At 65.9% G+C, this 24,068-nt stretch carries 25 protein-coding genes; 17 read left to right on the forward strand and 8 right to left on the reverse strand.

The genetic code is table 11. The features are described 5' to 3' along the window. Window positions 1-31 precede the first annotated feature (31 nt). The 8 genes from ACSQ23_RS09335 (at window position 32) to ACSQ23_RS09370 (ending at window position 8,539) form a co-directional block, all read left to right on the forward strand. On the forward strand, window positions 32-1,375 hold the full coding sequence (locus ACSQ23_RS09335) for an FAD-dependent oxidoreductase (RefSeq protein WP_436090420.1): 1,344 nt from the start codon (window positions 32-34) through the stop codon (window positions 1,373-1,375). Further along, window positions 1,372-2,124, forward strand: coding sequence for an enoyl-CoA hydratase/isomerase family protein (locus tag ACSQ23_RS09340; protein WP_436090421.1), 753 nt, complete (start codon window positions 1,372-1,374; stop codon window positions 2,122-2,124). The genes ACSQ23_RS09335 and ACSQ23_RS09340 overlap by 4 nt, the downstream gene beginning before the upstream one ends. Next, a complete protein-coding gene (locus ACSQ23_RS09345) occupies window positions 2,124-3,713 on the forward strand; it encodes an acyl CoA:acetate/3-ketoacid CoA transferase (RefSeq protein ID WP_436090422.1) in 1,590 nt (529 codons plus the stop codon). Before ACSQ23_RS09340 ends, ACSQ23_RS09345 begins: the two co-directional genes overlap by 1 nt. 12 nt (window positions 3,714-3,725) lie before the next feature. Beyond that, on the forward strand, window positions 3,726-4,823 hold the full coding sequence (locus ACSQ23_RS09350) for a dihydrodipicolinate synthase family protein (RefSeq protein ID WP_436090423.1): 1,098 nt from the start codon (window positions 3,726-3,728) through the stop codon (window positions 4,821-4,823). A gap of 21 nt (window positions 4,824-4,844) precedes the next feature. Beyond that, window positions 4,845-5,906: an NAD-dependent epimerase/dehydratase family protein gene (locus tag ACSQ23_RS09355; RefSeq protein ID WP_436090424.1), complete on the forward strand. Its 1,062-nt coding sequence runs from the start codon at window positions 4,845-4,847 to the stop codon at window positions 5,904-5,906. A 76-nt stretch (window positions 5,907-5,982) separates the two neighbouring features. After that, the gene (locus ACSQ23_RS09360; protein WP_436090425.1) at window positions 5,983-6,741 is read left to right on the forward strand and encodes an ABC transporter permease; all 759 of its coding nucleotides are present in this window, start codon (window positions 5,983-5,985) and stop codon (window positions 6,739-6,741) included. Beyond that, window positions 6,738-7,517, forward strand: coding sequence for an ABC transporter ATP-binding protein (locus ACSQ23_RS09365; RefSeq protein WP_436090426.1), 780 nt, complete (start codon window positions 6,738-6,740; stop codon window positions 7,515-7,517). Before ACSQ23_RS09360 ends, ACSQ23_RS09365 begins: the two co-directional genes overlap by 4 nt. A 38-nt stretch (window positions 7,518-7,555) precedes the next feature. After that, window positions 7,556-8,539 carry an ABC transporter substrate-binding protein gene (locus ACSQ23_RS09370; RefSeq protein WP_436090427.1) on the forward strand — a complete coding sequence of 328 codons (984 nt, stop codon included), beginning with the start codon at window positions 7,556-7,558 and terminating at the stop codon, window positions 8,537-8,539. 107 nt (window positions 8,540-8,646) lie between these two features. Here the strand turns inward: ACSQ23_RS09370 and ACSQ23_RS09375 are convergent, their stop codons facing one another. Continuing rightward, on the reverse strand, window positions 8,647-9,426 hold the full coding sequence (locus ACSQ23_RS09375; RefSeq protein WP_436090428.1) for a LytR/AlgR family response regulator transcription factor: 780 nt from the start codon (window positions 9,424-9,426) through the stop codon (window positions 8,647-8,649). Window positions 9,427-9,437: 11 nt separating this feature from the next. After that, entirely contained in the window at window positions 9,438-10,544 is a 1,107-nt protein-coding gene (locus tag ACSQ23_RS09380; protein WP_436090429.1) for a sensor histidine kinase, read from the reverse strand. Between the two features lie 157 nt (window positions 10,545-10,701). Here ACSQ23_RS09380 and ACSQ23_RS09385 point away from each other — a divergent pair, with 157 nt between their 5' ends. The 3 genes from ACSQ23_RS09385 to ACSQ23_RS09395 are packed head-to-tail and all read left to right on the forward strand — an operon-like array spanning window position 10,702 to window position 12,548. Next, the gene (locus ACSQ23_RS09385; protein WP_436090430.1) at window positions 10,702-11,634 is read left to right on the forward strand and encodes a DUF4189 domain-containing protein; all 933 of its coding nucleotides are present in this window, start codon (window positions 10,702-10,704) and stop codon (window positions 11,632-11,634) included. Between the two features lie 10 nt (window positions 11,635-11,644). Next, window positions 11,645-12,118, forward strand: coding sequence for a hypothetical protein (locus tag ACSQ23_RS09390; RefSeq protein WP_436090431.1), 474 nt, complete (start codon window positions 11,645-11,647; stop codon window positions 12,116-12,118). 22 nt (window positions 12,119-12,140) lie between these two features. Continuing rightward, window positions 12,141-12,548, forward strand: a complete 408-nt coding sequence (locus tag ACSQ23_RS09395; RefSeq protein ID WP_436090432.1) for a hypothetical protein — start codon at window positions 12,141-12,143, stop codon at window positions 12,546-12,548. 65 nt (window positions 12,549-12,613) lie between these two features. On the opposite strand, the gene ACSQ23_RS09400 is transcribed toward ACSQ23_RS09395, so the two are convergent. Further along, complete coding sequence (locus tag ACSQ23_RS09400; protein WP_436090433.1) at window positions 12,614-13,117, reverse strand: hypothetical protein; 504 nt, start codon at window positions 13,115-13,117, stop codon at window positions 12,614-12,616. Window positions 13,118-13,186: 69 nt separating this feature from the next. On the opposite strand from ACSQ23_RS09400, the gene ACSQ23_RS09405 reads away from it, so the two are divergent. Further along, complete coding sequence (locus ACSQ23_RS09405; RefSeq protein ID WP_436090434.1) at window positions 13,187-13,723, forward strand: hypothetical protein; 537 nt, start codon at window positions 13,187-13,189, stop codon at window positions 13,721-13,723. Between the two features lie 122 nt (window positions 13,724-13,845). Continuing rightward, window positions 13,846-14,196 carry a GH32 C-terminal domain-containing protein gene (locus ACSQ23_RS09410; protein WP_436090577.1) on the forward strand — a complete coding sequence of 117 codons (351 nt, stop codon included), beginning with the start codon at window positions 13,846-13,848 and terminating at the stop codon, window positions 14,194-14,196. 30 nt (window positions 14,197-14,226) lie between these two features. Here the strand turns inward: ACSQ23_RS09410 and ACSQ23_RS09415 are convergent, their stop codons facing one another. Then, the gene (locus ACSQ23_RS09415; protein WP_436090435.1) at window positions 14,227-15,573 is read right to left on the reverse strand and encodes a sigma-54-dependent transcriptional regulator; all 1,347 of its coding nucleotides are present in this window, start codon (window positions 15,571-15,573) and stop codon (window positions 14,227-14,229) included. Then, on the reverse strand, window positions 15,570-17,399 hold the full coding sequence (locus ACSQ23_RS09420) for a sensor histidine kinase (protein ID WP_436090436.1): 1,830 nt from the start codon (window positions 17,397-17,399) through the stop codon (window positions 15,570-15,572). The genes ACSQ23_RS09415 and ACSQ23_RS09420 overlap by 4 nt, the downstream gene beginning before the upstream one ends. Window positions 17,400-17,600: 201 nt before the next feature. Between ACSQ23_RS09420 and ACSQ23_RS09425 the strand changes: the two genes are divergently transcribed. From ACSQ23_RS09425 to ACSQ23_RS09440, 4 genes are all read left to right on the forward strand, one after another. Further along, window positions 17,601-18,584: a tripartite tricarboxylate transporter substrate-binding protein gene (locus tag ACSQ23_RS09425; protein ID WP_436090437.1), complete on the forward strand. Its 984-nt coding sequence runs from the start codon at window positions 17,601-17,603 to the stop codon at window positions 18,582-18,584. Window positions 18,585-18,711: 127 nt separating this feature from the next. After that, the gene (locus ACSQ23_RS09430; RefSeq protein WP_436090438.1) at window positions 18,712-19,173 is read left to right on the forward strand and encodes a tripartite tricarboxylate transporter TctB family protein; all 462 of its coding nucleotides are present in this window, start codon (window positions 18,712-18,714) and stop codon (window positions 19,171-19,173) included. Between the two features lie 9 nt (window positions 19,174-19,182). Next, the gene (locus ACSQ23_RS09435) at window positions 19,183-20,688 is read left to right on the forward strand and encodes a tripartite tricarboxylate transporter permease (protein ID WP_436090439.1); all 1,506 of its coding nucleotides are present in this window, start codon (window positions 19,183-19,185) and stop codon (window positions 20,686-20,688) included. Between the two features lie 83 nt (window positions 20,689-20,771). Further along, a complete protein-coding gene (locus ACSQ23_RS09440) occupies window positions 20,772-21,323 on the forward strand; it encodes a hypothetical protein (protein ID WP_436090440.1) in 552 nt (183 codons plus the stop codon). 161 nt (window positions 21,324-21,484) lie between these two features. Here ACSQ23_RS09440 and ACSQ23_RS09445 read toward each other — a convergent pair whose 3' ends face one another. From ACSQ23_RS09445 to ACSQ23_RS09455, 3 genes are read right to left on the reverse strand one after another with little or no spacing between them, the layout of a single operon-like run. After that, window positions 21,485-22,486, reverse strand: a complete 1,002-nt coding sequence (locus ACSQ23_RS09445; RefSeq protein WP_436090441.1) for an ABC transporter substrate-binding protein — start codon at window positions 22,484-22,486, stop codon at window positions 21,485-21,487. Between the two features lie 3 nt (window positions 22,487-22,489). Continuing rightward, window positions 22,490-23,242 carry an ABC transporter ATP-binding protein gene (locus ACSQ23_RS09450; RefSeq protein WP_436090442.1) on the reverse strand — a complete coding sequence of 251 codons (753 nt, stop codon included), beginning with the start codon at window positions 23,240-23,242 and terminating at the stop codon, window positions 22,490-22,492. Then, the gene (locus ACSQ23_RS09455; RefSeq protein ID WP_436090443.1) at window positions 23,239-24,045 is read right to left on the reverse strand and encodes an ABC transporter permease; all 807 of its coding nucleotides are present in this window, start codon (window positions 24,043-24,045) and stop codon (window positions 23,239-23,241) included. The genes ACSQ23_RS09450 and ACSQ23_RS09455 overlap by 4 nt, the downstream gene beginning before the upstream one ends. Window positions 24,046-24,068 lie beyond the last annotated feature (23 nt).

Genomic DNA, 24,068 nt, shown 5'->3' on the forward strand with positions numbered 1-24,068 from the left:
GATGCATACCAGTGCTTGGGAGGAAGAGCGCTTGTCTGTTGCAGCGATCGATCGTCGCGCCGTTAGCCGTATCGACACCGACATTCTCGTCGTCGGTGGCGGCGCGGCAGGCGTGGCAGCTGCGATCACCGCAGTGCGGGCAGGGCTCGATGTGACGCTGATCGAGCGCTACGGCTTCTGTGGCGGCGGCGCCGTTGCAGGGCTGTCGGGGACGGTCTGCGGCCTCTATGCCGCGAGCGAATTCGACCGTGGCCCGCAGCAGATGGTGTTCGGCTTTGCCGAGGAATTCGTCGAGGCGCTGTCGGCGCGCGGCGGCCTCGCCGGACCGGTGCGCTACGGCAAGACCTTCACCCGCGTGCATGATCCCCTGATGTGGCGGGAAACGGCAGATGACATGCTGGCCACAGCCGGCGTGCGGGTGATCTATCATTGCGTCGCCGTCGAGGTCCTGCTCGATGGCAACGAGGCGGTCGCCGGCGTCATGGCCTGGTCCAAGCAGGGGCCGCTCGAGATCCGCGCCCGACAGACTATCGACGCATCGGGCGATGCCGATATCGTCGCCATGGCCGGGCTGCCGAACTTCGTCGGCGACAATGGCCGGGTGCAGAACCCGACAATGATCTTCCGCCTCGGCAATGTCGACGTGGAGGCCTTTGTCGCCGCCTATGGCACTGACACGATCATGCCGCCGTCGGTCAGCGCCATGATCAGCGAGGCAAGCGCGAGCGGCGGCTACCGGCTCCCGCGGACCAAGATCTGGCTGTTCACCACTACCCGGCCAAACGAGCTGCTGTGCAACTGCACGCGCATCACCGGTGCCGATGGGCGCGAGCTGAACACGCTGCTCCACGCGGATTTCAGCGAGGCGGAGTTTGAAGGGCGGCGACAGGTCCGCGACTATGCGCGTTTCTTCCGCGACCGACTCGTCGGCTGCGAGAACGCCTTCGTCAACGATACCGGCGTCCAGGTCGGGGTGCGCCAGACCCGTCAGGTCGAGGGCACGAGCAAGCTCGGCAACGGCGACATTCTTGCCGGTCGCAAATTCGCTGACGGCGTCGCGCGATCGCCCTGGCCGATCGAGTTGCATTCGGGCAGCAAACCGCGCGTCGAGTGGCTGCTGGATGATGTCTATGAGGTGCCCTATGGGTGTTTCGTCCCGCAGCGGGGCGAGAACCTGCTGGTCGCCGGCCGCTGCCTGTCGGCCGAGCACGAGGCGGTGGCGTCTGCCCGGGTGACGGCGCAGTGCTTCAGCTATGGCCACGCCATCGGGCATGCCGCGGTGATCGCGGTGCGCGATCGGCTGGCGCCGCGCCAGATCGAAGGTCGCGACCTGCGCATGCTGCTCAACCGCGATGGCGCGAGGCTGGACGCATGAGCGAGGCCGCCTCCATCCTGATCGCCGACGACGAAGCCTGCCGCGTCGTCACGCTCAACCGGCCGCAGCGCCGCAATGCGCTCGGCAGCGAGGCGATGGCGCGGCTTGGCGAAGCTCTCGCCGACGCGGCGGCCGACCCCGCCGTCGGCGCCGTGGTGCTCACCGGTGCGCCGCCCGCCTTCTGTGCCGGCAGCGATCTCAAGGAACTGGGTGCTCTCGATATTGCCGGCATGGCCGAGCATGAGGCCGAGACCGCGGCAATTTCCCGCTCGATCGGCGCGCTGGATATTCCTGTCATCGCGGCTGTCGAGGGCTACGCGCTTGGCGGCGGCTGCATCCTGGCGCTGAGTTGCGACCTGGTGGTGACGGCGCGCGACGTGCGCTGGTCGATGCCCGAGGTCGCCAATGGCTGGCTGCCGCCCTGGGGCCTCGAAGCGCTGATCGCCCGCGTCGGGCTGGTGCGGGCTCGTTCCATCGTCTGGGGCGCGCTCGATTGCACCGGCGCTGAGGCGCACCGGCTGGGCCTGGCCGACGCGCTGTGCGAGCCCGGCGAGGCCCTCGCTACCGCCATTGCGATGGGCAAGCGGCTGGCCGGGCGCCCCGCCTCGGCGGTGATTTCCACCAAGCGCTATTTTGCGCAGCTCCGGCTCGACGCAGCCCATCTCGACGCCGTCGCGTCGGAGCATTTCCAGCAGGACGCCAGGTCGCCCGCCGCGCAGGCTGTCCTGGCAAAGTTTTCGGGTAGATGATGAGCAAGATCGTTTCCGCCAGCGCCGCAGTAGCCGGCATTCCGGATGGCGCCACCGTCGCCAGCGCCGGCGTCATCGGCTGGGTCACTCCCGACGCCGTGCTGCGTGCCCTGGGCCAGCGTTTCGCCGACACCGCGGGTCCGCGTGATCTCACTTTCTATTTCCCCTGCGGCACCGGCGACGCCATGGGCATCAAGGGCATGGACCATGTGGCCCGCGAAGGGCTGATGAAGCGGATCGTCTCTGGCTCCTTCATCAACCCGGTCGATCCCACCACCGGCAAGCGCCCCGAACTGATGCGGCTCATCCGCGAGAACCGCATCGAGGCCTATTCCTGGCCCATCGGCGCCAGCATGCACTGGCTGCGCGAAGTGGCGCGCAAGAGCCCCGGCTATATCACCCGCGTCGGGCTCGGGACCTATGCCGATCCGCGTAATGGCGGCGGCAAGTTCACCGACAAGGCGCAGGACGACCTCATCCGCCGTATCGAAATCGATGGCGAAGAATTCCTCTACTACCCGACCTGGCCGATCGACGTGGCGATCATCCGCGCCGCCAGCGCTGACCGCCATGGCAACCTGTCATGGGAAGACGAACCGCTGACCACCGCCAACCTGGCGCTGGCGATTGCGGCGAAGGCGAGCGGTGGCCGCGTCATCGCGCAGGTGCGGCGCATCGTCGACCAGCGTCCGGCCAGCCAGGTGCGCCTGCCCGGTATCCTCGTTGACGCCATCGTGGTCGACGAAGCCATGATGATGACCACCGGCACGCCCTATGAGGAGGCCTATTTCTCGGGTCGGCGGATGGCGGCGGCACAGTTGCCGGTCACGCAGATGTCGCTCGACAAGATCATTGCGCGCCGGGTGGCGAAGGAAGTCCGTCGCGGCGAGCTGGCCATCTACGGGTTTGGCGCGGCGACCGACGTGCCGCTGGTGATGGCGGAGCAGGGCCTGTTCGACGGTGATGCCATCTATGACTACCCGGCCACCACCGAGCATGGCGCCTATGGCGGCATCGTCATGCCGGGCTGGCAGTTCTCGGCCAATATCAACCCGGACGCGATCATGGATGGCGTGACGCAGTTCGACGTCATTGATGGCGGGCTGTGCAGCTTCGCCGCCCTGTCCTTCGCCCAGTTCGATGCCCGCGGCGTCGTCAATGTGTCGAAGTTCGGCGCCGCCAATCCCGGCGCCGGCGGCTTCATCGACATTGCACAGAACGCCAGGCGGCTGGTCTTCGCCGGCACCTTCACCACGGCCGGCCTCGACGCCAGCTTCGGATCGCATGGCCTGACGGTGAACAAAGAAGGCAAGGTACGCAAGTTTGTGCCGACCGCCGACTCCATCACCTATGACGTCTTTGCCGGTGTACGGGATCGCGGGCAGACGGCGCGGATCGTCACCGAGCGCGCCGTGTTCGATGCGACCTCGGATGGCCTCCATCTCACCGAGGTCGCGCCGGGCATCGATGTTCGGCGCGACGTGCTCGAACAGATGGATTTTGCGCCGGCCCGCATCGCCGAGCCGCTCAAGCTCATGGACGCCGCGCTGTTTGCCGAAGACGTCCAGCACACTCGAATGGCCGTGTAAGGAGGGTCCCAGTTGCACCGCACCGTCTCAGACATTCCCGCTAACGCGCTCGCGGCCCTGCGCCGGGGCACCGTGCTGCCGGCGCATCCGCTGGTGCTCGATGCAGCGCGCCAGCTGGACCGGACGCGCCAGCGCGCCATCACCCGCTACTATGCCGATGCCGGCGCCGGTGGTGTCGCGGTGGGTGTACACACCACCCAGTTCGCCATCCGTGAGAAGGGCCTCTACGCGCCCGTCCTTCAGCTTGCCGCCGAGACGATGCGCGACTGGGGTGGCCCCGATCGACTGTTGATCGCCGGCGTCACCGGACGGACCGAGCAGGCGCTGGCCGAGATCGATACGGCGCGCGGCCTCGGCTACCACGCCGCGCTGCTCAACCTGGCGCGCTTCAAGGGGGCGAGCGAGGACGAAATCCTCGAGCACTGCCGCCGCGTCGCCCGCGAGATGCCGATCGTCGGCTTCGCGCTGCTGCCGGCTGTCGGTGGCTTCCACCTGTCCTATGAGTTCTGGCGCCGCTTTGCCGGCATCGACAATGTCGTCGCTATCAAGCTGGCGCCGTTCGACCGCTATCGCACGCTCGACATCATCCGGGCCGTCTACGATGCCGGCGCAGCCGAGCGGGTGACGCTCTATACCGGCAACGACGACCACATTGGCCTCGATTTGATGGTGCCCTTCGTGGTCCGTTCCGATGATGGCCGCTCCGAGCAGCGGGCGCGCATTCGTGGTGGCCTGCTGGGGCACTGGAGTATCTGGGTCCGCTCGGCGGTGGAGATGCTGGAACGCATCCACGCCGTGCCCGACGATGCGCCGGTGCCGCAGGATGTGCTGGCGCTCGATTCCATCGTCACCGATTGCAACGCCGCCATCTATGACGCCAACAACAACCTTCGTGGCTGCATTCCGGGCTGCCTCGAAGTGCTGCGTCGGCAAGGCCTCGTCAAAGGCACCTGGTGCCTCGATCCGGCCGAGACGCTGAGCCCCGGGCAGCTCGGGGAGATCGACCGCGTCTACCGGCAGTACCCCGAAATGAACGACGATCGTTTCGTCGCCAACAATCTCGAGCGCTGGCTGTCCGACCGCGGACAGGACCTGCCGCTCGTCGCCTGATGCATGACCAAGGAAGCGTCCATGTCCCGCCCTGCCGTTCCGAACATTCTCACTGCCGACGCCCTGCCGGAGTACTTCCATGATGTCGAGCATCTGGAGGATTTCATGTCGGTGCCGACCCAGGGGGTGATCGAAGATCTCAACGCCCTCGACGGCGACATCATGATCCTGGGCGTTGGCGGCAAGATCGGCGTCACCATGGCGCGCATGGCCAAGAAGGCCGCGCCAGGCAAGCGGGTCATCGGCGTGTCGCGGTTCTCCGAAGCGGGCCTCGAGGAGCGGTTGAACTCCTGGGGCATCGAGACCATCCGCTGCGACCTGCTTGATCGCGATGCGGTCAACGCGCTGCCCAAGGTCGCCAACGTTATCTACATGGCCGGCCTCAAGTTCGACTATCGCGGCCGCGAGGATTTCCTGTGGGCCATGAATACCGTGGCGCCGCAAATCACCGCGGAAGCCTTCCGCGACTCCCGGATCGTCTCGTTCTCCACCATCCATGTCTACCCATGGTCCAACCCGCTGCATGGCGGTGTCACCGAGCGCGACCTGCCGATGGCGCGGCCGGGCGAGTATGCCAACTCGGTCGTCGGGCGCGAGCGCACCTTCCAGTACTACTCCAGGAAGTACGATACGCCCGGCCGGATCATGCGCTTCGTCTATGCCATCGATCCGCGCTACGGCGTGATGCAGGAGGTGGCGAGCTGGGTGCTGTCGGGCAAGCCGATCTCGGTCGCCACCAGCCATGCCAACGTGATGTGGCAGGGCGATGCCAACGCGCAGTTCCTGCGCATGCTTGCGCAGTGCGAAACGCCGGCCAGTCCGATCAATGTCGGCGGCCCGGAAGCGCTCAGTATCCGCTACCTCGCGCACCGTTTCGGTGAGTTGTTCGGCGTCGAGCCCAAGTTCGCCAACGAGGAGGGCGACACCTGCCTCCTGGTCAACTGCGACAAGGCCAACGGCATCTTCGGCAACCCGGTCGTCTCCATCGACCCGATGGTCCGCTGGGTCGGCGAGTGGGTGAAGTCGGGCAAGCCGACGCTCGGCAAGCCATCCAAGTTCGAAGTCCGCTCGGGCGAATTCTAAGCCATTGATTTTGTCGCGCTTTCTGACCGGGGTAGTTTGCAACTTTTCCTGAAAGCGCTCTAGGAGTTCCGCCGCGATGCCCAAATTCCTGCTGGGGTATCTCTACGCCATCCTTGCCCATGTCGGATTCGTCGTGCTGTGGCACGTGGTGGTGACGGTCGGCCAGGTGCCGGCCTACATCATGCCCGGCCCGATCGAGACCGCCATGGCGCTGGCCGAACCGTCCTACAACTGGTTCCGGCACATCTGGGTGACGGCGGCGGAGATTTTCGGCGGATATGCCATTGCCACCGTGGTTGGGGTGGCGCTGGCCGTCATCTTCGTGTGGGTGCCGCCGCTCAATGCGGCGCTGATGCCGCTGCTGGTCACGCTCAACATGGTGCCCAAGGTGGCCATGGCGCCGTTGTTCATCATCTGGTTCAGTTACGGCATCGTGCCTAACATGCTGATCGCCTTCACGATCTGCTTTTTCCCCATCGTCCTCACCACCTATCGCGGGCTGATGGAAGTCGAGCCCGACCTGATCAACCTGGTGCGTTCGCTCAAGGGCAACCGCTGGCAGATCTTCAGCAAGATCCAGCTGCCCGGCGCGCTGCCCTTCGTGTTCTCGGGCATGAAGGTTGCCGCCGTGCTGGCGGTGGCCGGCGCCGTGGTGGGCGAGTTCATCGCCTCCGACAGTGGCCTTGGCTACTTCCTCTTGATCCAGCAGAACGCGCTCAATACCTCGGCGATGATGATGGCGCTGATCCTGATCACCGGGCTCGGGGTGCTGCTCTACGGCATGGTCGCGCTGCTCGAATACGTCTTTGTCACGCGCAAGGGGATTTCGGCATGAGCAATATGCCCGATCGCCCGGCCTTCATGCGCCTCGACGGCGTCCGCAAGGTCTACAAGTTCGGCGGCAAGGAGTTCCTCGCCGTTTCCGACGTCACTCTCGATATCGACGAGGGGGAGCTGGTGTCGATCGTTGGTCCGTCGGGCTGCGGCAAGTCCACGCTGCTCAAGATCCTCGCAGGCCTCCATGGCCACGATGGCGGCACCATCGAGATCGGCAACTCGCAGTCGCCGTTCACCCCAGGTCGCGACATCGGCATGGTGTTTCAACAGGCGCTGCTGCTCAAATGGCGCACCATCGTCGATAACGTCATGCTGCCCGCCGAAATTCTCGGGCTGCCGCGTGCGGCCAGCCGTGAGCGGGCGCTCGACCTGCTCGCCATGGTGGGGCTGGAAAAGTTCGCCGATGCGTTCCCGCAGCAGCTTTCGGGCGGCATGCAGCAGCGGGCCTCGATCGCCCGCTCGCTGGTGCATGACCCCAAGCTGATCCTGATGGACGAGCCGTTCGGCGCGCTCGACGCACTGACCCGCGAGCGCATGAACCTCGAGCTGATGCGGATCTGGAAAGAGAGCGGCAAGACCATTCTCTTCGTCACGCACGGCATCCAGGAAGCGGTGTTCCTCGGCTCGCAGGTCGCGGTGCTGACCGCCGGCCCGGCCCGCATGGCCGCCCATTTCGACATCGATCTCCCCGAACCCCGTACCCTGGCGGTCAAGACCAGCGAGAAGTTCGGTGACTACACCAAGAAGATATACGCCCTGCTCGGCATGGAGTGAGGCCGACGGGCCATCAGACCCTTTTGGGAGGAAAACCGATGATCAGACAGATTGCGACGACCAGCGCTGCCCTTATGGCCGTGCTGATGAGCGGCAGCGCCTTCGCGGCCGAGCCGCTCAAGCTCATGCTCAACTGGAAGGCCGGCGGCGACCATGCGCCGCTCTACTACGCGCAGCAGGAAGGCTGGTTCAGCGACGCCGGCGTTAACCTCGAAATCATCCAGGGCAACGGCTCGGGCGCTGCCGCGACGGCGCTCGGGGTCGGCCAGGTCGACATGGCTATTATCGACATGCCGACGGCCCTGCAGTTCAAGGGGCAGGGCAGCGACATCGTCGGGGTCTTCGTCGCCTATAATGACAGCGCCAACGGCATCTACTGGAAGAAGAGTTCGGGCATCAACACGGTGGCCGATCTCGCCGGCCACAAGCTCGGCGCGCCTGCTTCCGACGCGGCTCGCCAGTTCTGGGGGCCGATCTCCAAGGCCATGGGTATCGCGGCGGATTCGGTGGAATGGGTCAACATCCAGCCCACCGCCAAGGTGGCAGCGCTGCAATCCGGCTCGATCGACGCCACCACGCACATGTACAGCGTGCACTTCGTCTACGAGGACGTGTTCGGCGATGACCTGGGCTTTGCCCTGCTGCGTGACCACGGCCTCAACCCCTACGGCCTGACTTACTTCGCCAATGGCAAGGCGGCGGCCGACAAGGCCGAGCTGGTCAAGGCCGTAGTGCAGACCTTGCAGCGCGCCTTTGCCTACTGCCTCGCCACCCCCGAGCCCTGCAGCCAGGCCCTGTCGAGCGCCGTCAGCATGAAGGCCGAGGACGCAGCACGTGAACTCGAATTTGCCTCCAAGGTGATGCCGGGTACGGGCAACACGCTGCCGATCGGCGCCTTCGATCCGGCTCGTGTCACCGCCGACTATGGCCTCGTCTCGGAAGCCTTCGAGATCACCGCCTACGATCCGGCGACCGCCTTCACCAACGACTTTATCGACCAGACCATCCAGTACCCGAAGTAACCGGCATCGAATGAGTGAGGCGGGAGGCCAGTGGCCTCCTGCCGGCTCACACAACGCCTGTAAGCTCGTGCGTTACATCCGCTGAATCCCGGCGAAAGCCGGCCGCCTCAGCGCACATCCGGGATCACGCCTCGCGCCAGTTCGGCACGCATTTTGGCCGCGTAGGTTCGCCCGACACGGATTTCGCTGCCGCCGACCAGTTCTACGATCAAGGTCGAAAACTGCGCGGTCCGCAAGCGAACGATGGCATCCCTGCGGATGATCGCACCGCGATGCACGCGTACGAAGATTCTCGGCGGCAGCCGCCGTTCCAGCGATGTCAGGCTCTCCTGATGCAGGTGGCTTTCCCCGTCGCTGAAGATGCGGACATAGTCGCGCTCGGCAACGATGTGCGTGACGTTGTGCAAGGCAAGGCGCCGATAGTCGCCGCGCGAGCGCACCCAGAAATCCGGCCCGGCACCTTCGGTCTGCTGCAGTGCGTGCCGCAGTGCCCTGATCACTTCCTGAAGCTCGCCAACCCGTTCCTCGTTTGAGCTGGCCCGCAGCCGGGCGCAGGCCCGCGCGACTGCCAGCTGCAAACGCGCCGGTTCGAGCGGCTTGGTTACATAATCGATGGCATGGGCGTCGAAGGCACGCTGGGCCTGATGGTCGAAGGCGGTCACGAATATCGTTGCCGGCGCCGCCGGACCAAGCCGCTCCAGCAGGTCGAAGCCGGTACCGCCCGGCAGCTGAATATCGAGCGTGATGACATCGGGGCGCAATCGCTCGATCAGCATCCCGGCCTCGGCGAGATTGGCCGCTTCGCCCGCGACATAGACGTCCGCCATTGCCGCCAGGGCGCGCCGGATCCGGCCGCGTGCGAGCGGCTCGTCGTCGATAATCAGCACCGAAAATCCACTCATTCGTAACGTAGCGGCAGCTCGACGACCGCCTCCCATTTCCCCTGACCGTCATAGCCTGCAGTGCATCGCCCTCGGGCGCCGAACCGGGCAGCAAGCCGTTCGTTGACATTGGCCAGCCCGATCCCGGTCGAGGGAGGTTCCGTCGTTGCGCGATCGGGAGCGACATCGTTGGTGACCACCAACCTGAGGTCTTCATTCACCGCCGCGGCTTCGATGCGAATCAACATCGGCGCGCTCGCCTGCCCCACGCCGTGCTTGATGGCGTTCTCGACCAGAGGCTGGAGGATCAGGCTGGGTACGAGCGCGCCGTTCAATTCGATGGGCACATCCACTGCGAAATTCAGCCGATCGGAAAAGCGTTCGCGTTCGATCGCCAGATAGTCCTGCTGCAGCGCCAGTTCCCGATCCAGGCGAACATCGCTCAACGGATCGAGGGTCAGCGTCGTCCGCAGAAATTCCGACAGGACGACGACCATCCGCTTGGCCTCGTTTGGCATGCCTTCTTCGATCAACGCCGCAATGGAGTTGAAGGTGTTGAACAGGAAATGCGGATTGATCTGATAGCGCAGCGCCCGCATCTGGGCTTTGAGCGCCTCTTCCCGGATTGCCGCAAGCCGCTGCTCCTGCTGGCGCACTTCGTGACTGTAGAGCATCGCCACATAGAGGCACGCCCAGCCAAACAGGAACGAGCTGTTTTCGATCAGGCTGTAGACAAAATCGCGTGGCGCGAAAGCCGGCTTCTGCGGCCACAAGTACCAGGATGCAATGAGGAAATCGATGCTGGCGGAAAACGGTGAGCAGAGCAGCGTGAGGACGAAGCACAGGATCGCCTTGTGCAGGAAGGACAAATTGCGCCAGCGCAGCAGCAGCGCCGAAATGGCGAAGGTGATGACGATGCTGGCGGTGATCCAGACCAGCTTTCCCGGCGCCGATACCCATGCGTCGACACCGACGAAGTGCCAGAGCAGGCTGGCGATCAGGAAGACCGAGGCCCAGTAGACCACCCCGAGCTGTCGGGTCATCCGGCGCAGCTCGATCCGCGCATCTGCGTCTTCGGTCAACGCGCTTTGGCCATCGGCACTCATCGCATGAGTTATTTGCATATTGCCTCGTCAAGTCGAGTGCCGCTCGTGGCGATTAGAAGCCGTTCGCAGATTTCTCGCGCCACTGAGGGCCGGATCGCAGCCGGTCGCCGAAATCTTCTTTCGGGACGGGAGATCCGATGATCGCCTGTTATCTCAACACCACAGGATGAACATGATGAAGCGTTTCGGCGATATGCGCTGGGTTGGGCAAATGCTGTTGATCGCCCTTGTCTGGTGCCTGTCGCCGGCGTTGGCGCAGGCGCAGCATTATCCCTGCAACGGCCCCGGGCCGGGGGAGCGGCTGGTGGGGATGGCCCCCAATGGCCCCGGCGTCGCCCCGACACCTCTATGTGCTCGCGATGACAGCGGCGCAGCGCCGGAGCAACCCTCGGCGCCCAGCGATGGCAGCTTTGCGGCGATCGCCTGGCATGTCGACGCCGCCGATGTCTGGGTCGACGGCAATTACAGCGGCGCGAACAATATCGGCGAGCAAGGTGCGCTCGACGCGTGCAACAGGGTGATGGGTGGCGGCTGTACGTCGGGCGGCACCTGGTCGAACTCATCGATCGCGATCATCCGCGACAAAGAGGGATACTTCTACAGGGGCTGGCTCGGTGAGGGCGGCGCCGATCGCAATCAGGTGATGGCTGAATGTTCGGCCAAGCAGCTGCTGCCATGCGAGGTTTTCGCAACGATCCGCGCCAGTACCAACCAGCGTTTCCCTGGCGCCAAGGCGCGCAAGTATTTCGCCGCGTCCGCATGGGTCGTCGGTGGTGCCGACGACGGCTACAACGCCAAACTCTACGTCGCGAGCGGCTACCGTAGTGCCGATGCCGCGAGCGCCGCGGCGATCGAGGCGTGCAGCGCCGACACGTCGCTGCCGTGCGAAACCAACGCGCTGACCGGCAACGGCTTCATCCAGGCGTATCGCCTGGGCGGCAACAACGACAGCGCGACCACCGAGACGTCGGCCCGGCGCGCCAAGCAAGCGGCGCAGACGAACTGCAAGAAGCAGCAGAGCGCGAGCTGCGATCTGCAGGCGCTGTTCGACAGCCGCAAGGCGGGGCTGTTCGTGCACGATTTCGATACAGGCAAGACGACGCGCTAGGCGCGGGTCAATGAGCCGGTCTCTCGCATTCTTGCTCGCGGTGACGTTGGCCGGCACGGCCGGTTCACAAGAGGCGTCCCGAGACTCCTCGTCTGCAGTTACGCCTGAGCGGATCTCCTATGTCGGCACCGGCAATGGTTGGAGCGGCGGTCGGACCGAATGGTCGATCGATCGTTCGGGGCGGGGGTCTTACCGCACGACTGTCCGGATCGAGGCGGAAGGCCAGTTCAACGCCGGACCAGAAGGCTTTGCGCGCATCCGCGCGATACTGCAGCCGCTCGAGGGGCTGCGTGAATTGCCCTGCGACGGAGCGGTCACCGACCAGGGGACGGGAGCGCTGAGCTGGCAACGCGGCGATCGGACAAGCTCGCTGCGTTTCGATTTCGGCTGCAACTTTCGTCAGCCCGACGCTGCCCGGACGTGGCTGGGCCGGGCGAGCGACCTGGTGCGGGAATGGGCATTGGCCAAGGGGCCACGCGGCTGACGCCGCCAAGGAGAAGCATGCAATGAAGCGTTTTCGTCCGTTCCAATACGTCGTCCTGTTCGGGCTTGCCGTAACAAGCGCGGTCGCCGCCCATGCGGTCGAAACGGGACAGCTCGACGGCATCGTCGACGAGCAGATGAACTACCTGCAGTTCCGCACCGCCATACTCGGCGCGACGTGGACACCACTCGTCGACCCGCAATGCGATGCCAATGTCTACGGCCGTCCTGGCGGCCCGAAAGACGACACCAATATCTGTCGGCAGCTGCCCGAGCTCGAATCCTGTTCGGGCGACGGCTATTGCAGCATGTACTTCGTCCACGAGCCGTCCGGCAGGAAGGTGCAGGTCGTCACCTATGGCGATTACGCGCACTGGGAGCTGCCCGGCGGCCAATCGGATCTGGCCGTTATCGAGTGGAGCTATCAATGAGCCGCTGCGGTGCGTCGCATGCGTCGGACACAGACGCCGGGCTGCGGCGACGACGCCTATGGCGGTCAGCCCGGGATGGGGCCGATCGGCCAGTCACCGAGGGTTTCCTCGATCTCTCCGGCTTCGGACGGGCACATGAGAAAGAGGGTGAAGGCCTTCTCGCCTTCGGCATACCAGTCGGCGCCACGCACATCCGGCTCGACACCCTCCGAATAGCAGAGCGCAGCCTTGCTGCCATCGAGGGCGATCAGGATGCCCCAGTTGACGTCGCCACCACTAGCCGGGTCGTAACTGCGGACATAAAGCCGCTGCCCCACCTTGATGACAGGCGTGGTGACCGCATCAGTGACATACATCTGGTCGCGCACCGGGCCCTGAGGCGCAGCAGCTTCGATCGCGGCGCGCACCAGGGGATGCTCGAGAAAGCTCACGCCCTCGACGTTGTCGAAGACGTACTTGCCCACATAGGCGCCGAGATCGGGCGCCGCCTCGTTCGGGGCGGCGGAGGCGGGGACGGTCGTCAGCAACGTCAGCGAGAGGAGAACGGAAAGAATGCTGATGGTACGCATGGTACTCCGGGAGAAGCTGGAGAGTTGGGCTGAACTGCAAGATGCTGCAGGCAAACGCAGGGGTTGCCCGTGAACGTGTCGTCCGTCAACAAGATTGCCGAAAAGGTCATTATGCGCAAATACTTCGTGCTGGTCTGCGGTTTGTTTTTGCTTGCATCGCAGGTCGGTGCAGCGGCGCAAAGCCCGGTGCCGAAGCCGACGGACGGCTATGACTGGGCGATCCGGATCGACGAGGAGGATCGGACGCGTCCGGCCATTCTGGCCTATGAGGTAGCGGATACCGACGATCAGCCGCTGAACTTCTCCTGCGAGGAGGGCGGCGGGCGCATCTTCGCGGGGATCGCCGGCGTCCCCGGCGATCTGACCGAGATCACGCTGGTTTCGGGCAATCAGACGCTGCAACTCGCCGGCAAGACCGATCAAGATGAAATGCCGTCCTTCACATCGAACGACATCGCCGGCAATTCCTTGTTCATCAAGGCCTTTGCCGCCAATGGTTGGCTTCGCATGACCGCCGGCGGTCACGAAACCGACATGGCGGGCAGCCTTCGAGGCGCGAAAGCGATCTCGGCTTTTGTGGCCCATTGTAACCGGCCGCATTCGTAGCGAGGCGTCGGCACCCCCTGCGCGGCAGACCTGTCGAGTTGCGGGATGGAAGCTCTGTGCTTCCTGCCGGCAGTCGAGCGCTGGAGCTCGAGCTGGAGGGAGATCTGGATGGGCTGGTTGTCGTGGCTCGCACGATGAGCGGACAGAGCTTCACGCTTGAGCATGCCGACGGCCGCCTGCGGATCAGCGTGCCGGAAGACGCAAGCACGGGGATTGCGTATCGCTCGCAGCCGATCCGCCTCACGCGGCTGCAGCTGTTCTTCGACGCCGGCGTCATCGAGGTCTTTGTCAATGACGGAGCGGTGTGCGGCACGCGGCGAACCTACGCCCTCACCGAGCTGCACAGCGTCGAGGTGCGAGCTGCAACTGGGTGCAAAATGGCCGCCCACGAGCTGCTGTCATCATGGCGATCCGACACTGGAACGGCAAAACGATCGGGGAGCATCGAGACGGCGGATCTCGTCGCTCACTGACAAGGCAGCCGCCTTACCTGCGCGGCCGCCTCACCGCTTCACGCCCAGCCGGGCCATCTTTTCGCTCAGGGTACGGCGTGGCACCTGCAGCGCATCGGCGACGGCCGAGACCGAGTCCTGGTGGCGTTCGAGTTCGGCCTCGATCAGGTGGCGTTCGTAGGCGGCGACGCGATCGGCGAGGCTGGCGCCCGAGATGACGGGTACGCGCGTGCCAAGGATGTCGGCCAGCGACCGGCCCGTCGCGTCGAGGCCCAGCGCGAAGCGGTCGGCGGCGGCCTTCAGTTCGCGGACATTGCCGGGCCAGGCATGGGTCATGAGGGCGCTCACGTCGGCTGGATGGAGGCTGGGGGTGGGCCGGTTGAAGCGGCGGACGGCGGCGCCGAGGAAGTAGTGGAACAGCAGCACGCAGTCGTCGCCGCGCTCGCGCAGCGGCGGCAGCGTGAGCGTGGCGGTATTGAGCCGGTAGTAGAGGTCGGCGCGGAAGCGGCCGGCGGCGCTCTCGGCGGCGAGGTCGGCCTTGGTTGCGGCAATGAGCCTCAAATCGAGCGGGACCTGGCGGTTGGAGCCGAGGCGCTCAACGACCCGCTCCTGGATTACCCGCAGCACCTTGGCCTGGGCCAATAGCGGCATCGACTCGATCTCGTCGAGCAGCAGCGTACCGCCATTGGCGTATTCGAACTTGCCGATCCGCTGGCCGCCGGCCCCGGTGAAGGCGCCGGCTTCGTGGCCGAACAGCTCGCTTTCGATCAGCTCGGCCGGGATGGCGGCGCAGTTGACGGCAACGAACGGGCCCTTGGCGCGCGGCGAGAAATCGTGGAGGCAGCGCGCCACCACCTCCTTGCCGGTGCCGGTCTCGCCCAGGATGATGACATCGGCCGGGATGCCGGCCAGTTCGAGCACGGAGCGGCGCAATGCCTCGATGCCGCCCGAGGCGCCGATGAGGCGGGTTGCGAGCTCGGTCTCGCCACCATCGAGCTTGCGGCGGAGTTCGGCGATTTCGCGCTTCAGCCGCGCCTGCTCGGCGGCGCGGGTGATGGTGCGGATCAGCTGGTCGGGTACATAGGGCTTTTGCAGGAAGTCGAAGGCGCCGGCGCGCATGGCTTCCACCGCCATCGGCACATCGCCGTGGCCAGTGATGAGGATGACCTCGATGGGCAGGCTTCGCTGCCCGAGCGCCGCCAAGAGGTCGAGGCCGGACAGGCCGGGCATGCGCACGTCGGTCAGGACGACATGCGGGTGCCGGTCGTCAATCAGCGCCAAGGCCTCGGTGGCGTTTGCGGCGGTGGTGGTCGCGAACCCCGAGAGGCGGAGCCACTGTTCGAGCGCCGTGCGCACCATGTCTTCGTCGTCGACGATGAGGACGGCGGGCTCGGTCATGCGGGTACTCTTCTGGTGAAGGCGGGGAGGAGCGGCAGGGTAACGGTGAAGCTGCTGCCCCGACCGGCGTGGCTGGTCACGGCAATGTCGCCGCCACTGTTGCGCACCAGGCCATAGGAGATGGACAGCCCGAGACCAAGGCCCTTGCCGGCCGCCTTGGTGGTGTAGAACGGATCGAACAGGTTGGCGAGCTCGCCGGGCGCGATGCCGGCGCCGGTGTCGGCGACGGTGATCCACGCCATGCCGTCGTCGGTCGCGACGCCGATGGAAAGGACGCGGATGGTCGTCGCTTCCATGGCATCGGCGGCGTTGGCGATCAGGTTGATCAGCACCTGCTCGAGGTGCACCGGGTTGATGGCGACGGTGACCGGAGCATCGGGCCGGCGATACTCGACGTCGATGCCCAACTGACGCAGCTTGTGGTCGGTCAGGTCCAGCGCGTTGGCGATGGCGAGACGGGCATCGGCGCTCGCCGCCACCAGCGTTTCCTTGCGGGCGAAGGTCTTGAGATGACCGGTCAGGGTGGCGAGACGCTCGACCACCTTGTCCATGGCCGAGAGCACCGGCGCAATGTCCTGGTCACCGCGGCGATCGGCCAGCAGGTGGGCGCTGGCGAGGTGGGTGGTGAGCGCAGCGATCGGCTGGCTGACCTCGTGCGCCACGCCGGCCAAAGCCTGGCCAAGGCTCGCCATTTTGGCGGCCTGCACCAGCCCGTGCTGGGCCTCGCGTTCGGCCTTCTCGGCCCGCACCCGATCGGCGATTTCGGCGCGCAGCTGCTCGTTGATGGTGTGGAGGTCTTCGGTCCGCTCGGCGACGCGCTGCTCGAGACGATCATGCTCGGCGAGGCGCTGCGCCACGTGCCGTTGGCGCTGGATTAGCAGGATGGCGATCAGCACGAGTGCCGCGCAACCGAGCGCCGCTGCCGCCGCGGCAACCAGCCCCCAGCGGGTCAGTGGCGCCACGGGGGTGAAGGAGACGATCCGCCACTGGTGTCGCGGCAGGCGCAGCTCATCGACGACGAAATAGCCCGAGGCCTCGGCATCGCTGCCGCCGATATGGGCGAAGCGGGCGCCGCGGCTTGGCCAGATGTCGGTGGTGATCGGCTCAGTGCCGACGCCATTGTCGCCATAGCGCAGTGCTGCATCGGCGGGGGCCGCGACGCCGGGCGCCAGCAGGCGATAGCGCCAATCGGGGCGGGTCGACAGGATGACCACGCCGTTATTGTCGACGATGCCGATCAGCTCGCCGGAGCGCCACCAGTTGGCTTCGATCTCACCCAGGTTGATCTTGGCCACGGCCACGCCCAGTGGTCCGTCCGGACCATCGATCCGCTCGGAGAGGAAATAGCCCGCCACGCCCGTGGCGACGCCGACCGCATAAAAGCGCCCGTCGCCATCGTTCAGTGCGTCTTCGAAATAGGGGCGGTGGCCGAAGTTCTGGCCGACGAGGCTGTCGTAGGCCCACCAATTGGAGGCAGCGACGACGCTGCCGGCGGTGGACATGACGAAGGTCTCGCTGGCGCCGGCCGTGTTGTTGAGGTTCGACAGGAAGCCGTTGGCGGCGTTGCGGGCGGCCTCGTCGCCCGGTTGCCGCAGGATGGCATGCGCTTCGGCGGCCTGACCGATAGTGGCGGGGAGGTAATGGAAGCGCTCGATGATGGCTTCGAGGGTACGGTCGAACAGCGCCAGGCGGCGCTCGGTCTCGTCCTGCGCATTGCTGATGGCCGAGGCGAAGGCGAGTTCGAACCCGGCCCAGCCGGCGAGCCCCATGAGCAGCAGCGCCGCGCCACCCCAGGCGAGGTGACGGACGTGCAGGGCTTCACGCAACCGGCCCTGAGCCAGGGGACCCTCCTTGGCAATTTCTTGCCGATGGCGCCCACAAGGGTGAGCAATTTTCCGCCCAAGCCGCTAGCATAACCTGCGGCGATTGCATATCAGCCCTGCATTTTCTGCGATTGGCACGGCGGTTGCAAAGGTCGGGACAGGGCGCCGAGACCCGGCGGCCGTCCAATGGGAGGACCAGACAACATGCACACGCTTCTGCGCACGCTCGCCGCCGGCGCCTTGACCGCCGGCCTCGCACTGACCGGCGCCGCCTTGGCGCAGGATTACCCGACCAAGCCCGTTACCGTGGTCGTGCCATTCTCGGCCGGCGGCCCGACCGATACGGTGGCCCGGCTTATCGCCGAAGTGATGAGCCAGGATCTCGGCCAGCAGGTCGTGGTGCAGAATGTCGGCGGCGCCGGCGGCACGCTGGGGGCCGGGCAGGTGGCGACGGCGCCCAATGATGGCTACACGCTGCTGGTGCACCATATCGGCATGGCCACCGCGCCGACGCTCTACCGCAGCCTGCCCTACAAACCCGAGACCGATTTCGCGCCGATCGGGCTGATCACCGCAGTGCCGATGACGCTGGTTGCGCGCAAGGATTTCGAGCCCAACACGCTTGCCGAGCTCGCCGCCTATATCAAGGCGAATGGCGAGAACGTCACCTATGCCCATGCCGGCATCGGCTCCGCCAGCCAGCTCTGCGGCATGCTGCTGATGGACGCGCTCGATGCCCCGATGACCACCGTGCCCTACCAGGGCGCCGGCCCGGCCATGACCGACATCATCGGCGGCCAGGTGGATATGATCTGCGACCAGTCGACCAACACCACCAGCCAGATCAGGGCCGGCGAGGTGAAGGCCTATGCGGTGACCTCGCCTGAGCGGCTGGCCACGCTGCCGGACCTGCCGACCACTGCCGAGAGCGGGCTCGAGCAGGTGCAGGTGACGGTCTGGCACGGGCTCTATGCCCCGGCGGGCACCGATGCGGCGATCGTCACACGCCTCGAGACGGCGCTGCAGAAGGCGATGGCCGACGCGACGGTGATCAGCCGTTTCGCCGAACTGGGGACGACCCCGGTCACCGCCGCGGAAGCGACGCCCGATGCGCTCGCCAAGCAACTGGCCAGCCAGATCGCGCTGTGGCGCGGGGTGATCGAAGCCGCCGGCGTCTACGCCGACTAAGCGTCAACTCCCGCTTTTCCAGCAACAGTCCCCCGCGGACCCATGAGGTCCGCGGGCCATCTCCCCCGCACGCGGCGTGAGATGGCTCGGGCTGCGCAATGGGCAGGCGGCACCGAGGAGAGCCGAGATGGCTACGACATTTTCGACCAGGGAGCTGGTGGCAGGCGGCATCTTCGTCGCTGCGGGCGCCTATTTCGCGCTCGAGTCGCTGAACTATAAGCTCGGCACCGCCTTCCGCATGGGACCGGGCTACATTCCGCTGCTGCTCGGCAGCGTGCTGGCGCTGCTGGGCGTCGGCATTGCGGCCAGTGGCTGGCAGAAGCCGGCGGGCGACAAGCTCCTGCCGGTGCCGTGGCGCGGCCTCGTGCTGGTGCTGGCGACCATCGGCTTTTTCGGCGCCACCGTCCGCGGCCTCGGGTTCGTGCCGGTGGCGTTCATTTCGGCCTTCGCCACGGCGCTCGCCAGCCGGCTCAATTCGCCGCTGTTCGCCGCGCTCCTCGCGGTGGCGCTGACGGTGCTCTGCACGCTGATCTTCAAGATCGGCCTGGGGCTGGGGGTGCCGATGTTCGGCCCCTGGCTCGGGCAATAGGAGGTAACGATGGATATCATCGCTTCGCTCGGGCTCGGCTTTTCGGTCGCCCTCGACCCCATCAACATCCTCTACTGCTTCATCGGCGTGCTGCTGGGGACGCTGGTCGGCGTCCTGCCCGGCATCGGGCCCACGGCGACGATCGCGATGTTGCTGCCGATCACCTTTTCGCTGTCGCCGGCGGCGTCACTGATCATGCTCGCCGGCATCTATTACGGCGCCCAGTATGGCGGTTCGACCACGGCGATCCTGATCAACCTGCCGGGTGAAAGCTCGTCGGCGGTGACGGCGATCGATGGCTACCAGATGGCGCGCAAGGGGCGGGCCGGGCAGGCCCTCGCCACTGCGGCGCTCGGTTCGTTCTTTGCCGGCACGGTGGCCACGCTGCTCCTGGCTTTCGCCGCACCGCCGCTGGCGCGGGCCGCGCTCAGCTTCGGAGCGCCGGAATATTTCTCGCTGCTGGTGCTTGGCCTCCTCGTCTCGATCGCCTTGGCGCATGGTTCGATCCTCAAGGCGCTGGCGATGATCGTGCTCGGCCTGCTGCTGGGCATGGTGGGCCAGGATATCTACGAGGGCACGCCGCGTTTCACCTTCGGCATCCGCGAGCTCTATTCCGGGCTCAACTTCGTTTCGGTCGCGGTGGGGGTGTTCGGGGTCGCCGAGATTCTCCGCAACCTCGAGAACGAGAAGGGGCGCGACGTGATGGTCAAGTCGGTCACCAACCTCTGGCTCGGTAAGGCCGACTTCAAGCGCATCATTGCGCCGGTGCTGCGCGGCACCGGCCTCGGCTCGCTGCTCGGCGTCTTGCCGGGCGGTGGGCACATCCTCTCCTCGTTTGCTTCCTACTCGGTCGAAAAGCGGCTCTCGAAGCATCCCGAGGAGTTCGGGCACGGCGCCATCGAGGGCGTTGCCGGGCCGGAATCGGCCAACAATGCCGCGGCCCAGACCTCGTTCATCCCGCTGCTGACGCTGGGCATCCCGGCTCATCCGGTGATGGCGCTGATGGTTGGGGCGTTCATCCTGCAGGGCATCACGCCGGGCCCGAATGTCATCAACGACCAGCCGGCGCTGTTCTGGGGCATCATCGCCTCGATGTGGATCGGCAACGTGCTGCTGGTGCTGCTCAACCTGCCGCTGATCGGGCTGTGGGTGAAGATGCTCTCGATCCCCTATCGCGCGCTGTTCCCGGCGATCGTGCTGTTTGCCTGCATCGGCTGCTACTCGATCAACCAGAATGTCTACGACATCTACGCCATCGGCTTTTTCGGCGTGCTCGGCTACGTGCTGATCCGGGTCGGGTGCGAACCGGCGCCGCTGCTGCTCGGCTTCGTGCTTGGCCCGCCGCTGGAAGAGAACCTGCGCCGCGCCATGATCATCTCGAAGGGCGACCCGCTGGTGTTCGTCGAGCGACCGATCTCGGCGGTGCTGCTGGCCATGGCGCTGGCCGCGGTGATCGTCGCGCTGCTGCCGGCGATCCGGCGGAAGCGCAAGGAAGTGTTCGTCGAGGAGGATTAGGCGCAGCGCTAAGCCTCCCGCCGGGGCCTTACATTTTCCGCACCGGCAGCTGACACTTGCCGGATCAGCAGAGGAGAGTCGCCATGCGCACAGCATTCGTCAGCGTCCTGATAGCCGTCGTCGCCCTCGCTGCTGGACCGGCGTCGGCACAGAGCAGCTACACGCCGCTCGACCTCGACGCATGCGAGGTGCTGAAGGTCTACGAGGAAGCGGGTGGCGCGGACCTCCGCTGCCCGGGACATGGCGGGTTCGACGTCTTCGTCTCGGAAGGCGATGCGCGGATGGACGTCGATTTCGGCGTGCGCAACGAGGCGTTCGAGACCTTCTCGGCCTTCAACAGCGTCGGCAAGACGGTGGAATGGCTGGAGGACGAAGACGGTGTCCAGGCAGCGGTGCTTCGCTTCCTGATCGACGTCGATGGCCGCAGCGCCGAAGCGCTGGTGGTCAGTAAGGTGGGGCTGCGGGATGCGCCGGGCTGCGTTGTCGCCATAGTGGATGCCGCCGCCGAACAGGCCAACGGGACGGCGCGGGGGCTCGGGGCGATGGCGAAGTTCTTCGATTGCGACAGCGACGGGGTGATGATCGTGCCGGGCGCCCGCGGTCTCGTTGCCGATTTCAGCGGCGCCAACCAATGAAAATCGGCGCGAAGGTGGTCTGGCGAGGGATGTGTGCCGATTTCGGTCGGCAGAGCCCGCCGAGAGAGGCGGCAACACGCGTCCACAGCTCCGAACCTGGATGATGGGAAGAGTAAGCCGGTGCAGCGCTCAACCCGGAGATTGAGCGCCGCAGTTATGAGCTATTCGGCCGGCAGGTACTGGTTGCTGAAGTAAGGAGAGAAGTCAGGCTTGTCTGCCAGCACCACGCCATTGCCGTCGCGCAGGATGCCGGCGGTGAAGAGGTACTGGCCGATGGCTTCCATCTTGGCGGGCGCGATGGCGCCAATCACGCCATCGGCGCTCTGCAGATAGTGCCCGTCGATCAAGGCCTGCAGCGAGGCGCGGATCAGCGTCCGATCGGTCAGGACGTCGCTATTGGCGGCAATGAGGATATCGGCGGCTTCGTCCGGATGCTCGACCGCGTAAGCGTAGCCGCGCTCGGTCGCGCTGATGAACGCAGTGGCGGTTTCCGGGTTGGCGCCGAGATACGCCTCGCTGGAGCCGATCAGGGTGGTGTGCTGGTCGGGGACGCCGAAATCGGCATAGCGGAAGGCGCGCTGGGCCTTGCCATCGAGTTCGGCCTTGACCCCCTCCCAGGTGTAGACTTCGAGGGTGAAATCCACTGCGCCATTGGCCAGCGCCTCGTAAGCAGAGGTCCCCAGCGTCACGGTTTCGAACGTGCCCTCGCCGCCATCCGCACGGATCATCGAGGTGATCAGGGCATTCTCCCAGGCGCTGCCGAAGCCGCCATAGGTCAGGCCATCGAGATCCTGCGGGCGCTGGATATCGGCGCGGTCGGCATTGAACACCAGCCGACCTGTTTCGGTCTGGGTAACGGCGTAGACGCCCTTGAGGTCGGCGCCGGCGGCGCGCTGGGTCATGAAGCCGATGGAACCGACAATGCCGAAATCGGCGACATGGTTGGCCACCAGCGCGCCGGCGGAGGTGTCGGTGTAAGGCAGGATTTCGACGTCGAGCCCGGCTTCGGCATAGTAACCAAGCTCACGCGCCACATAGAGCCCGATGTGGTTGGTATTGGGGGTCCAATCGAGGGCCATGGTGACGTGCTGCTGCGCGGCGACCGGGCTGGCGGCGAGGCCAATGAGGCAGGCGGCGGCGAGCGCCAGGTGGCGGAGATTCATCGTTCAAGTCCTTTGGGTTGGGGCGGAGAGGAGCAGATCGAGGATGCCGGCCTCGATGGCGGCGACCGCCGCGCCGGTACGACGGGGGCGCGGCAGGGGCACGGCAACTTCAGCGATGACGCGGCCAGGGCGGGCCGACAGCACATAGATGCGGTCAGACAGCAGCACCGCTTCGCGCACGTCATGGGTGACGAGCAGGGTGGTCCAGCCGTGGCGGCTCCACATGGTTTCGAGCCAGCGTTGCATATCGGCGCGGGTGAGAGCATCGAGCGCGCCGAACGGCTCGTCGAGCAGCAGCATGTCCTTGTCCTGCACCACGGTACGGAGCAGCGCCGCGCGCTGGCGCATGCCGCCGGAGAGCTGGGCAGGATAGTGCTGCTCGAAGCCGGAAAGGCCGAACTCGGCGAACAGTGGCGCCACGCGCCGGCGCGCCGCCCTGCGCACGATGCCCTGCACCTCGAGGCCCAATGTCGTGTTGTCGATGATCCGCCGCCAATCCATCAGGGCGTCGCGCTGCGGCATGAAGGCGAAAGGGCGGTGGTCGGGCTGAAGCGGGGCGCCATCGAACAGCATGGCGCCGGTGTCGGGGCGCAGGGCCCCGGTCAGCAGCTTGAAGATGGTGGATTTACCCGAACCGGATGGGCCGAGAATGGAAACGAATTCGCCTTTGCCAACGGCGATGGACAGCTCGCCCAACACCTGGAGATCGCCGAAAGTCTTGGCGATGCCGCGCAGTTCGAGGCGCGCGGCGCTCATGGGCTTTCGCTCCTGGAGAGGCGCAGCCAGGGCATCGACAGGCGCTGGATCAATACGGTCGCTCCGAACAGGAGCAGCGTCAGGGTGGCGCTGACCGTGACGGCGGCCAGCACGAGGTCGGGGCGGAAGTTGTTCTTGGCGTTGAGGATATAGATGCCAAGCCCTTTGGCCGCGCCGGCATACTCGGAGAAGATCGCGCCGACCACGGCATAGGTGATGGAGATCCTGAGGCCGGCGAAGAAGAAGGGCAGGGCCGAGGGCAGGCGGGCGATGAGGAAGATGCGCCAGCGTGGCGCACCCATCGAGGCCACCAGTTGCTCGATCTCGTCGGCGGTGGCGGCATAGCCCTGCACCAGCGCGATCAGCATTGGAAAGAAGGTGACCAGCGCCACCAGCATGATCTTGGGCGCGAGGCCGAAGCCGAACCACAGCACCACCAGCGGCGCGATGGCGATCATCGGCAGGGTCTGGCTGATGACAAAGACCGGCAGCAGGGCGCGGCGCAGCGGACGGAAGAAGTCGATCAGTACCGAAAGGGCGAAGGCGGCCGAGACCGAGCAGGCGAAGCCGAGGAGGGTGGCGGTAACGGTGGGGAGCGTGTTGTCCCACAGCGCCCGATACTGCAGCGCGCCCTGCATCAGCACCCGGGAGGGCGAGGGCAGTGTGGTCGGTGGGATCCCCGAAAACTGGGCATAGGCCTCCCAGAGGAGGATCAGGCCGCCGACCGAGAGCAGGGCAGGCCACAGGCGGCTGAAGGCTGTTGCGGCGCGTGCCGCGACCGGGCGGATGAAGGGCATCGACATGGACCTTGAAGGAAAAGCAGACG

Origin of the sequence: Devosia sp. LjRoot16, assembly GCF_964252795.1 — a bacterium.
In the GTDB taxonomy this organism is placed as follows: domain Bacteria; phylum Pseudomonadota; class Alphaproteobacteria; order Rhizobiales; family Devosiaceae; genus Devosia_A.

Excerpts from the sequence above, each read along its gene's own strand:
- ACSQ23_RS09395 (WP_436090432.1), top strand. The coding sequence starts at position 12,141 with ATGAAGCGTTTTCGTCCGTTCCAATACGTCGTCCTGTTCGGGCTTGCC.
- ACSQ23_RS09445 (WP_436090441.1), bottom strand. The coding sequence starts at position 22,486 with ATGAATCTCCGCCACCTGGCGCTCGCCGCCGCCTGCCTCATTGGCCTC.
- ACSQ23_RS09430 (WP_436090438.1), top strand. The coding sequence starts at position 18,712 with ATGGCTACGACATTTTCGACCAGGGAGCTGGTGGCAGGCGGCATCTTC.
- ACSQ23_RS09450 (WP_436090442.1), bottom strand. The coding sequence starts at position 23,242 with ATGAGCGCCGCGCGCCTCGAACTGCGCGGCATCGCCAAGACTTTCGGC.
- ACSQ23_RS09355 (WP_436090424.1), top strand. The coding sequence starts at position 4,845 with ATGTCCCGCCCTGCCGTTCCGAACATTCTCACTGCCGACGCCCTGCCG.
- ACSQ23_RS09425 (WP_436090437.1), top strand. The coding sequence starts at position 17,601 with ATGCACACGCTTCTGCGCACGCTCGCCGCCGGCGCCTTGACCGCCGGC.
- ACSQ23_RS09435 (WP_436090439.1), top strand. The coding sequence starts at position 19,183 with ATGGATATCATCGCTTCGCTCGGGCTCGGCTTTTCGGTCGCCCTCGAC.
- ACSQ23_RS09340 (WP_436090421.1), top strand. The coding sequence starts at position 1,372 with ATGAGCGAGGCCGCCTCCATCCTGATCGCCGACGACGAAGCCTGCCGC.
- ACSQ23_RS09400 (WP_436090433.1), bottom strand. The coding sequence starts at position 13,117 with ATGCGTACCATCAGCATTCTTTCCGTTCTCCTCTCGCTGACGTTGCTG.
- ACSQ23_RS09385 (WP_436090430.1), top strand. The coding sequence starts at position 10,702 with ATGAAGCGTTTCGGCGATATGCGCTGGGTTGGGCAAATGCTGTTGATC.
- ACSQ23_RS09370 (WP_436090427.1), top strand. The coding sequence starts at position 7,556 with ATGATCAGACAGATTGCGACGACCAGCGCTGCCCTTATGGCCGTGCTG.
- ACSQ23_RS09380 (WP_436090429.1), bottom strand. The coding sequence starts at position 10,544 with ATGCAAATAACTCATGCGATGAGTGCCGATGGCCAAAGCGCGTTGACC.
- ACSQ23_RS09365 (WP_436090426.1), top strand. The coding sequence starts at position 6,738 with ATGAGCAATATGCCCGATCGCCCGGCCTTCATGCGCCTCGACGGCGTC.
- ACSQ23_RS09455 (WP_436090443.1), bottom strand. The coding sequence starts at position 24,045 with ATGTCGATGCCCTTCATCCGCCCGGTCGCGGCACGCGCCGCAACAGCC.
- ACSQ23_RS09360 (WP_436090425.1), top strand. The coding sequence starts at position 5,983 with ATGCCCAAATTCCTGCTGGGGTATCTCTACGCCATCCTTGCCCATGTC.
- ACSQ23_RS09415 (WP_436090435.1), bottom strand. The coding sequence starts at position 15,573 with ATGACCGAGCCCGCCGTCCTCATCGTCGACGACGAAGACATGGTGCGC.
- ACSQ23_RS09440 (WP_436090440.1), top strand. The coding sequence starts at position 20,772 with ATGCGCACAGCATTCGTCAGCGTCCTGATAGCCGTCGTCGCCCTCGCT.
- ACSQ23_RS09390 (WP_436090431.1), top strand. The coding sequence starts at position 11,645 with ATGAGCCGGTCTCTCGCATTCTTGCTCGCGGTGACGTTGGCCGGCACG.
- ACSQ23_RS09345 (WP_436090422.1), top strand. The coding sequence starts at position 2,124 with ATGAGCAAGATCGTTTCCGCCAGCGCCGCAGTAGCCGGCATTCCGGAT.